10 protein-coding genes and 1 other RNA gene are annotated in these 8,889 nt (G+C 59.4%); 6 read left to right on the top strand and 5 right to left on the bottom strand.

Going from position 1 to position 8,889, the window contains the following annotated elements:
* From GHO41_RS15805 to hemN, 4 genes are all read left to right on the top strand, one after another.
* A partial coding sequence (locus GHO41_RS15805; RefSeq protein WP_153434082.1) for an HAD-IC family P-type ATPase occupies nucleotides 1-663 on the top strand: 663 nt, incomplete at its 5' end.
* A gap of 20 nt (nucleotides 664-683) precedes the next feature.
* On the top strand, nucleotides 684-914 hold the full coding sequence (gene ccoS, locus GHO41_RS15800) for a cbb3-type cytochrome oxidase assembly protein CcoS (protein WP_048368822.1): 231 nt from the start codon (nucleotides 684-686) through the stop codon (nucleotides 912-914).
* Nucleotides 907-1,590, top strand: a complete 684-nt coding sequence (locus GHO41_RS15795; RefSeq protein ID WP_153434081.1) for a sulfite exporter TauE/SafE family protein — start codon at nucleotides 907-909, stop codon at nucleotides 1,588-1,590. The genes ccoS and GHO41_RS15795 overlap by 8 nt, the downstream gene beginning before the upstream one ends.
* A gap of 127 nt (nucleotides 1,591-1,717) precedes the next feature.
* On the top strand, nucleotides 1,718-3,100 hold the full coding sequence (hemN, locus tag GHO41_RS15790) for an oxygen-independent coproporphyrinogen III oxidase (protein ID WP_153434080.1): 1,383 nt from the start codon (nucleotides 1,718-1,720) through the stop codon (nucleotides 3,098-3,100).
* 10 nt (nucleotides 3,101-3,110) lie between these two features.
* Here the strand turns inward: hemN and GHO41_RS15785 are convergent, their stop codons facing one another.
* Complete coding sequence (locus tag GHO41_RS15785; RefSeq protein ID WP_256678785.1) at nucleotides 3,111-3,581, bottom strand: hypothetical protein; 471 nt, start codon at nucleotides 3,579-3,581, stop codon at nucleotides 3,111-3,113.
* A 168-nt stretch (nucleotides 3,582-3,749) separates the two neighbouring features.
* On the opposite strand from GHO41_RS15785, the gene fnr reads away from it, so the two are divergent.
* Complete coding sequence (gene fnr / locus GHO41_RS15780) at nucleotides 3,750-4,484, top strand: fumarate/nitrate reduction transcriptional regulator Fnr (RefSeq protein WP_048368819.1); 735 nt, start codon at nucleotides 3,750-3,752, stop codon at nucleotides 4,482-4,484.
* A gap of 57 nt (nucleotides 4,485-4,541) precedes the next feature.
* A complete protein-coding gene (locus GHO41_RS15775; protein ID WP_123750462.1) occupies nucleotides 4,542-5,084 on the top strand; it encodes an adenine phosphoribosyltransferase in 543 nt (180 codons plus the stop codon).
* A gap of 92 nt (nucleotides 5,085-5,176) precedes the next feature.
* Here GHO41_RS15775 and recR read toward each other — a convergent pair whose 3' ends face one another.
* From recR to ffs, 4 genes are all read right to left on the bottom strand, one after another.
* Nucleotides 5,177-5,779 (bottom strand): recombination mediator RecR, encoded by a 603-nt coding sequence (gene recR / locus GHO41_RS15770; RefSeq protein WP_048368817.1) that lies wholly within the window; start codon nucleotides 5,777-5,779, stop codon nucleotides 5,177-5,179.
* Between the two features lie 117 nt (nucleotides 5,780-5,896).
* A complete protein-coding gene (locus GHO41_RS15765; RefSeq protein ID WP_153434078.1) occupies nucleotides 5,897-6,235 on the bottom strand; it encodes a YbaB/EbfC family nucleoid-associated protein in 339 nt (112 codons plus the stop codon).
* Between the two features lie 76 nt (nucleotides 6,236-6,311).
* Entirely contained in the window at nucleotides 6,312-8,372 is a 2,061-nt protein-coding gene (gene dnaX, locus GHO41_RS15760; RefSeq protein ID WP_153434077.1) for a DNA polymerase III subunit gamma/tau, read from the bottom strand.
* Nucleotides 8,373-8,593: 221 nt separating this feature from the next.
* Nucleotides 8,594-8,690, bottom strand: an RNA gene (ffs, locus tag GHO41_RS15755) — signal recognition particle sRNA small type.
* Between the last annotated feature and the right edge of the window lie 199 nt (nucleotides 8,691-8,889).

The raw sequence follows: 8,889 nt of genomic DNA, 5'->3' as shown, positions 1-8,889 counted from the left end.
GCAACTGCGGACCTGCCGGATGAACCCGGCCAATGGTTGCTGCTGGGGGATACCGAAGGCGCGCTGGCCTGGCTGGTACTCGACGACCGCCTGCGCACTGACGCTGCGGCGCTGGTTGCTGCGTGCAAGGCGCGCGGCTGGCGTACGCTGCTGTTGTCCGGTGACAGCTCGCCAATGGTTGCCAGTGTGGCTGCAGAGTTGAACATTGACGAGGCCAGGGCCGGCTTGCGCCCGGATGACAAACTGCGGGTGCTGCAAGACCTGCACGCCCAAGGGCGCAAAGTGTTAATGCTGGGTGACGGGGTCAATGACGTGCCGGTGCTGGCGGCGGCCGACATCAGTGTGGCGATGGGCTCGGCCACCGACTTGGCCAAAACCAGCGCCGATGCGGTGCTTCTGTCCAATCGTCTGGACGCTTTGGTACAAGCGTTCAGTCTGGCCCGGCGAACCCGCCGGGTGATCATCGAAAACCTGCTGTGGGCCGGTTTGTACAATGGCCTTATGCTGCCTTTTGCGGCGTTGGGCTGGATCACACCGATCTGGGCCGCGATCGGCATGTCGATCAGTTCGCTGACCGTGGTGCTTAACGCCCTGCGTCTGACCCGCATGCCGCGTCAGACGCCTGCCCCGCCCACGTCAGACCTTCGCCTGCTACCGGCCTGAGCCGGTCGCCTGGAGCCTTTATGCCAGCGCTTTACATCATGATTCCCGCGGCGTTGCTGATTGTTGGCATCGCCATTTTTATCTTCTTCTGGGCCGTGGACAGCGGCCAGTACGACGATCTGGACAGCCCTGCGCACAGCATTCTGTTCGACGACCAGGATCCGCAGCACACCGCCGCCGTGGAAGAGGCCAAAGGCTCTAACGGGCATGCTGTGGATAAACCCGATCAGCACGTGCCACCCCATGCTTGAGTTGGCACCACTGCTGGTCTCGGCGTTCATATTGGGCGTGCTGGGCGGCGGGCATTGTCTGGGCATGTGCGGCGGCCTGATGGGCGCGCTGACATTCGCCATTCCCAAAGAGCAACGCAGCCGACGCTTCAAGCTGTTACTGGCCTACAACCTGGGGCGAATTCTCAGCTATGCCACGGCGGGTTTGCTGCTGGGATTGGCAGGCTGGGCGGTCGCCAACAGCCCGGCCGCCATGCTGATGCGGATACTGGCCGGGGTGTTGCTGATCATGATGGGCGCGTACCTGGCAGGCTGGTGGAGCGGCCTGATCCGCATCGAAAGCCTGGGGCGCGGGCTGTGGCGGCATATCCAGCCGCTGGCAAGCCGCCTGTTGCCGGTATCGAGCCTGCCCCGCGCCATGCTGTTGGGCGCCCTGTGGGGCTGGTTGCCGTGCGGATTGGTTTACAGCACCTTGATCTGGTCAGCCAGCCAGGGCAGCGCCCTGGACAGTGCCCTACTGATGCTGGCTTTCGGCCTGGGAACATGGCCCGTGTTACTGGCCACAGGCCTCGCGGCTGAACGCATGAGCGCCGTGCTGCGCAAGCGCAGCGTACGCATGGCCGGTGGTTTGCTGGTGATGCTGTTCGGCCTCTGGACGCTGCCCGGCCCGCATCAGCATTGGTTGATGGGGCATTGAACCGTTAGAGCCTGGCGAAGCTAACGCATGAGCTGAGCCAGAGCTGGCGTTGATGCAAATCAAGGTGCGACAAATTCGCAGCCCCTAGACTCCTGAGCATTGTCAGCCATCCCAGGGGAATGCCCGCATGCTCGACGCCATTCGTTGGGACTCCGATTTAATTCGTCGTTACGACCTCGCCGGACCGCGCTACACCTCGTACCCCACGGCGATGCAGTTTCATGATCAGATCAGTCCATTCGACTTTCTGCACGCCCTGCGCGACAGCCGCAAAGCCATGCGCCCGCTGTCGCTGTATGTGCACGTGCCGTTTTGCGCCAATATTTGCTACTACTGCGCCTGCAACAAAGTCATCACCAAAGACCGTGGTCGCGCCCAGCCGTATTTGAAACGCCTGGAACAGGAAATCAGTCTGGTCGCCTGCCACCTTGATCCCAAGCAAAAAGTTGAGCAGTTGCATTTTGGCGGCGGCACACCGACGTTTTTAAGCCACGACGAACTGCGCCAGCTAATGGGCCACCTGCGCGAGCACTTCAATCTGCTGGACGATGACTCCGGCGATTACGGTATCGAGATCGACCCACGCGAAGCCGACTGGTCGACCATGGGCTTGTTGCGCGAGCTGGGCTTTAACCGCGTGAGTATCGGCCTGCAAGACCTCGACCCCGCCGTGCAACGAGCGGTCAACCGCCTGCAAAGCCTGGAAGAGACCCGCGCGGTGATTGATGCGGCGCGTACTTTGCAGTTTCGCTCGATCAACATCGACCTGATCTACGGCTTGCCCAAGCAAACCCCGATGGCTTTCGCGCGCACCGTTGAGGAAGTAATCAGCCTGCAGCCGGATCGTTTATCGGTGTTTAACTACGCGCACTTGCCGGAGCGCTTCAAGCCGCAACGGCGGATTAATACCAGTGATTTGCCTTCGCCTGCCGACAAACTGCAGATGCTTGAGCACACCATCGAGCAACTGACTGGCGCGGGTTATCGCTATATCGGCATGGACCACTTCGCCTTGCCCGACGATGAGCTGGCGATTGCCCAGGAAGAGTCCACCTTGCAGCGCAACTTTCAGGGTTATACCACCCACGGCCATTGCGACCTGATCGGCCTGGGCGTGTCGGCCATCAGCCAGATCGGCGAGCTGTACTGCCAGAACAACAGCGACATTGCCCTCTACCAGCACACGCTGGCCAGCGAGCAACTGGCGACCAGCCGTGGCTTGCTGTGCAATCAGGACGACCGAATCCGCCGCGAGGTCATCCAGCAGATCATCTGCAATTTGCACCTGCCGTTCGCGCGCATCGAACAGGCCTTCAATATCGATTTCAGGGGCTATTTTTCAGCGCAGTGGCCTGAGCTGGAAGCGATGGCGGCCGATGGCCTGATTGCACTGAACAACGACCAACTGACGGTCCTGCCCGCAGGGCGGTTGCTGGTGCGCTCGGTGTGCATGGCGTTTGACGCGTATCTGGCAAAGCAGCCCCGGCAACGCTTCTCGCGGGTGATCTAAACCCGCGTCATCACTTCATGGCCAGGGACGCGGCTTTGACGATGCTTTCACTGCTCGCCCCAGACTCTTGCAACGCCTTGTTCAAACTGTTGTTGGCCGTGGTCAATGATGCGTTCAAACCGGCCACTTCGGCCTGTAATGCCATCGACTGAGACCGGGCTTGTTCCGGGCTCAGGCTGCGGTTGGTCATGATCGCTTGCAGCTTGGCCATTTGTTCAGCGATCTTCTTTTTGATTGCGCGGATCATCTTCAGAATGCTCTGGATGGTCTCTGGCAAACCACTGTCCTCAATATCGCTGTTTTCACTCTTGCTGGCGCTGGCCGCCTTCAGGGCAGCCCCGGAGATCGTCACCTTGACTCCTTCAGCCGGTGGCGGCGCCTCTTCTTTATCGGCCTTGGACGCCTTGTTGGCTGCGGGCTCCTGTTGGGTGTTTTTGGCCGCTTCAATACTGGGCGGTATGCCACTTTGACCAAACGTCATTGCACCTATCGACGACATGAATTCGCTCACAATGGCTATCAATTACCACGCTATCGACCGTGCGTTTTGCAACTTGAGGCCGATTCGCGGCCGGGTGCGCCCTAGCCTCACCCATCGTGCTGAGTTACCCTTGCATCTTATGTGTGTTTTCCCACAAGGATTGAAGAAATGTCCGAGCCAGTAAAACTGCGCGCTCATAACCAGGCTCACTGCAAGGATTGCAGTCTTGCCCCTCTCTGTTTGCCACTTTCGTTGAATTTGGAAGACATGGATGCGTTAGAGGAAATCGTCAAGCGCGGTCGGCCACTGAAAAAAGGCGAGTTTCTGTTTCGCCAGGGCGACACCTTTGGTTCGGTCTACGCCGTACGTTCCGGGGCACTCAAAACATTCAGCCTGAGTGACAGCGGCGAAGAGCAAATTACCGGCTTTCACTTGCCGAGCGAGTTGGTCGGCCTGTCAGGCATGGACACAGAAACGTACCCGGTTTCGGCTCAGGCACTGGAAACCACCCCTGTTTGCGAAATCCCTTTCGAGCGCCTGGACGAACTGTCTGTGCAACTGCCGCAATTGCGTCGTCAGTTGATGCGCATCATGAGCCGCGAAATTCGCGACGATCAGCAAATGATGTTGCTGCTGTCGAAAAAGACCGCTGATGAGCGTATCGCCACGTTCCTTGTCAACCTGTCTGCGCGCTTCCGTGCCCGCGGCTTCTCGGCCAACCAGTTCCGCCTGAGCATGTCGCGCAACGAGATCGGCAACTACTTGGGCCTGGCCGTGGAAACCGTCTCCCGGGTGTTTACCCGCCTGCAAGAAAACCAGTTGATCACCGCAGAAGGCAAAGAAGTGCACATTCTTGACCCGATCAAGCTGTGCGCGCTGGCCGGTGGTTCGCTGGAGGCCTGATCAGGCCGCATGAGGGGTATACTGGCGGCTCCGAAGCCCGCCAGGACACCCACCCCCATGGTCAACGACTTCTGCCTCAAATCCCTGATCCGTCCGGTGCTTGATTTCCCCAAGCCCGGCGTGATCTTTCGTGACATCACCCCGCTTTACCAGTCGCCCCGCGCCATGCGCGTGATCGCTGACGCCTTTATCGAGCGTTACGTCGAAGTGGATTTCAGCCATATCGGCGCCATGGATGCCCGTGGCTTTCTGATCGGCTCAGTGCTTGCGCATCAACTTAACAAACCGCTAATCCTGTTTCGCAAGCAAGGCAAGTTGCCCGCTGACGTATTGGCTGAAGGCTACCAAACGGAATACGGCGAAGCGCTTCTGGAAGTGCATGCAGACAGTTTGTGCGAAGGCGATTCGCTGCTGCTGGTCGACGACTTGATCGCCACAGGCGGGACGCTGGTGGCGGCGGTGAACCTGGTGCGCCGCATGGGTGCACAGGTGTTTGAAGCGGCGTCGATTATTGACTTGCCCGAATTGGGCGGCTCAACGCGCTTGCAGGAAGTGGGTGTGCCGACGTTTTGCCTGACTGAGTTTTCGTTGACTGAATAATCCGTAGGAGCTGTCGAGGTACGAAGGCTGCGATCTTTGCGCCCAGAATTAAAAGATCGCAGCCTTCGGCAGCTCCTACAGGGGATTTGTCATCACAAAGCGATCGGTTTACGCCCGGCAAACGAATGCGCCAGGGTGCCGCCGTCAACCAGCTCCAGCTCACCACCCAGCGGGACGCCGTGGGCGATGCGTGACGCGATCAGGCCTTTGCTGCTCAGCAGTTGGGCAATGTAGTGCGCAGTGGCTTCACCTTCCACAGTCGGATTGGTCGCCAGGATCACTTCCTTAAAAGTGCCCTGCTCGGCAATGCGCGTCATGAGTTGCGGAATCCCGATGGCCTCAGGCCCAAGGCCATCCAGGGGCGACAAATGCCCCTTGAGCACAAAATAACGTCCGCGATAGCCGGTCTGTTCGATGGCGTAGACGTCCATCGGCCCCTCCACCACGCAGAGCAGGGTGTCGTCGCGGCGCACATCGGCGCACTGCGGGCACAAGTCATCTTCGGTCAGGGTTCTGCACTGGCGGCAATGACCCACACCGTCCATCGCCTGACTCAAGGCCAGCGCCAAACGCGAACCGCCACTGCGATCACGCTCGAGCAGTTGCAGGGCCATGCGCTGTGCAGTCTTTTGGCCGACACCGGGCAACGTGCGCAAGGCATCGATCAGTTGGCGAATAAGGGGGCTGAAGCTCATAGAGAAAGGTCCGACAAAACAACGAGAGGCGGTTTATACCCGTGGTCCGGGCCAGCGTCAAATGCCAACCGGCAGGCAAAAAAATGCCGGGCGCTGGGCCCGGCATTGTCAAGCGCCTTAGAACGGCAGCTTCATGCCCGGTGGCAGTTGCATGCCAGCTGTTACGCCGGACATTTTGTCCTGGCTGTTGGCTTCGATCTTGCGCACGGCGTCGTTGACTGCCGCAGCGAACAAGTCTTCCAGCATTTCGCGGTCTTCATCGCTCACGCCTGCAAGCATGCTTGGGTCAATGTTCACACGCTTGAGGTCGTGACGGCCGGTCATAACCACCGTCACCATGTCGCCACCGGCCTTACCAGTGACTTCAGCATTCGCCAGTTCTTCCTGCATCTTGGCCATTTTTTCCTGCATCTGCTGCGCCTGCTTCATCAGACCGGCCATGCCACCTTTCATCATGGGAATCACCTCAAACGTTATTTGCACAATGCACCCGCAGTCACAATGACTGCGGGCTGTCAGTATCTAGCCGATGTTACGAGGCCTGCGCCTCAATAACATCGACAGGTTGAATCGTATCGTCACGCACGGCTGCGCCGAACTGTTCAATCATTTGCTGGACCAACGGGTCTGCGTAGATGGACTCTTCAGCCAGGCGCTGACGCTCTGCACGCAAGCGCGAAGCGGCCTGGGCCGGGGTTTCCTGCTCAGGCTTGACCAGCTCAATGGTCACTTTGAGTGTGCGCTGATGAAACTGGTTCAACGCATCATTCAGGCGGCGCTGCTGGGTCGAGTTAAACAGGGCGCTATGGGCCGGGTCCAGGTGCAGAAGCCAGTCATCGCCTTCAACCGCAATCAAGGTGCAGTTGGCACCAATACTGGCCGTCATCCCTGATACCGGTAATTGGGGGAACATGTTCAGCCATTCAAGGGCCAGGCCCGTGGCAGGCATGGCTGCCGGTAACGGCTCGGGCTCGGGTTGCGGCTCGACGGCATGTTCGCTGGCCAACTCGTCCAGGTAACTATAGGCCGCAGAATCCATGTCCGGCTCGATGTAGTCTTCGTCCAGCGGCGGCTCGTCGTCGCGGTCCATACCTGAAAGCGCGGTGTCGACCTGCTCGGGCGTTGGCTCGTGAACAGGTGCGGCAACCCACTCCGGCGCGTCCGGCACCACACTGTCCGGGGTCGGCAGCGGCATGGGCGGTAAATCCGGCTGCTCACTGACAGTCTCGAGTACAGGCTCTGGCGTGATCTCGTCTTCGATCACCGGCGCCGGGCGCTCATTCCAGGGCAAGTCGATTTCGACTGCAGGCGGTGCTTCAGGAGCCACTACAGGGGCCACCACTTCAGGTGCAGGAGCCACGACTTCAGGAACCGGCGCAGCCACTGCCACCGGAGCGGGTTCTGTGCGCGGTGTAACAGCCGTCGAGCCCGCCACGGTGTTGGCGGAATCAACTGTGGCCTGGCTGATCCCCACTGGCTTTAGCGGCTGACTCGGCGCATCGCCGGTGTCCGCCGGGCGGAAGGCCAGCATTCGCAGCAAGACCATTTCAAAGCCGCCACGCGGGTCTGGCGCCAACGGCAGATCGCGTCGGCCGATCAGGCCCATCTGGTAATAAAACTGAACGTCTTCGGCAGGCATCGCTTGCGCCAGCGCCAGCACCCGGTCGCGGTCGCCGTGACCGTTGTCGACGCCTTCAGGCAACGCCTGGGCAATCGCCACGCGGTGGAAAACGTTAAGGATCTCGGAAAGCACACCATTCCAGTCCGGGCCCTGCTCGGCCAAGTGCCGCACAGCCTCCAGCAGTGCCCGTGCATCACCCTGGATCAAGGCGTGCAACAGATCAAATACCTGGCCGTGATCCAGCGTGCCGAGCATCGCCCGCACATCCGTCGCCAACACTTTGCCCTCACCGAAGGCAATCGCCTGGTCGGTCAGGCTCATGGCGTCACGCATCGAACCATCTGCGGCACGGCCAAGCAGCCACAGTGCATCGTCTTCGAACGGCACGTTCTCGACACTCAACACATGGGTCAAATGCTCGACAACGCGCTCGGGGGTCATGTTTTTGAGCGAGAACTGCAGGCAGCGAGACAGAATGGTTGCCGGCAGCTTTTGCGGATCGGTGGTCGCCAAAATGAATTTGACGTAGGGCGGCGGCTCTTCGAGGGTTTTCAACAGCGCATTGAAGGAATGGCTGGAAAGCATGTGCACTTCGTCGATCAGATAGACCTTGAAGCGCCCACGGCTTGGAGCGTACTGCACGTTGTCGAGCAGCTCACGCGTGTCCTCGACCTTGGTCCGGCTCGCGGCGTCGATCTCGATCAGGTCGACAAAACGCCCTTCATCGATCTCGCGGCACACCGAACACGTCCCGCACGGCGTCGAGGTGATACCTGTTTCACAGTTCAGGCATTTGGCGATGATCCGCGCAATGGTGGTCTTGCCGACGCCGCGCGTACCGGTAAACAGATAGGCGTGGTGCAGGCGCTGACTGTCCAGAGCGTTGATCAGAGCCTTGAGCACATGGGTCTGGCCGACCATTTCGCGGAACGAGCGCGGACGCCATTTACGTGCAAGAACCTGATAACTCATTGATAACCGTCGCGTCTGAAAAGCGGAAGGGGCTAATGCTAGCGGAGCAGGGGCAAAATTGCATCCGGTGCGCGCTTTTAACTGCTCAGGCACTCATGGCCGGGCATTTCAGGCGGACGTGAAAATACGTCGACCGAGCATTCAGCAGTCGAGATGTATAAGGAGAAGATTTTTTCTGGACTAAAAACCCTGCCAATTGAGGATTCTTAAAATGGAGGCAACCCCACCAGCCACACCCCGGCACACAATGTTCCCGCTGTGGCTGCTGCCTTCCGGCTCTGACCAGGTTCACGGGTAATCGTTGCGGAGGGACCGATAGGGTCACCATAACAACATCCGCCTAGCAGCGAACGGCGCCATTGTACCTATCTGACGAAAACTTACAACCGCTGCTTCAAGAATAAAAAAATGAATGGGTTCAAGTACTTGGATTCGGGCATGTATTTGGCTCCGTAGTCGCTGCCGAAGGCTGCGATGAAGCTCGCGCAGGCTACGAGGCAACGGATTGCTTCGCAAC

The sequence above is a fragment of the Pseudomonas sp. FSL R10-0399 genome, from assembly GCF_009600165.1.
Classification (GTDB): domain Bacteria; phylum Pseudomonadota; class Gammaproteobacteria; order Pseudomonadales; family Pseudomonadaceae; genus Aquipseudomonas; species Aquipseudomonas helleri.
Note: the sequence above shows the minus strand (reverse complement) of the source record. Positions and strands in the feature narration are given on the sequence as shown.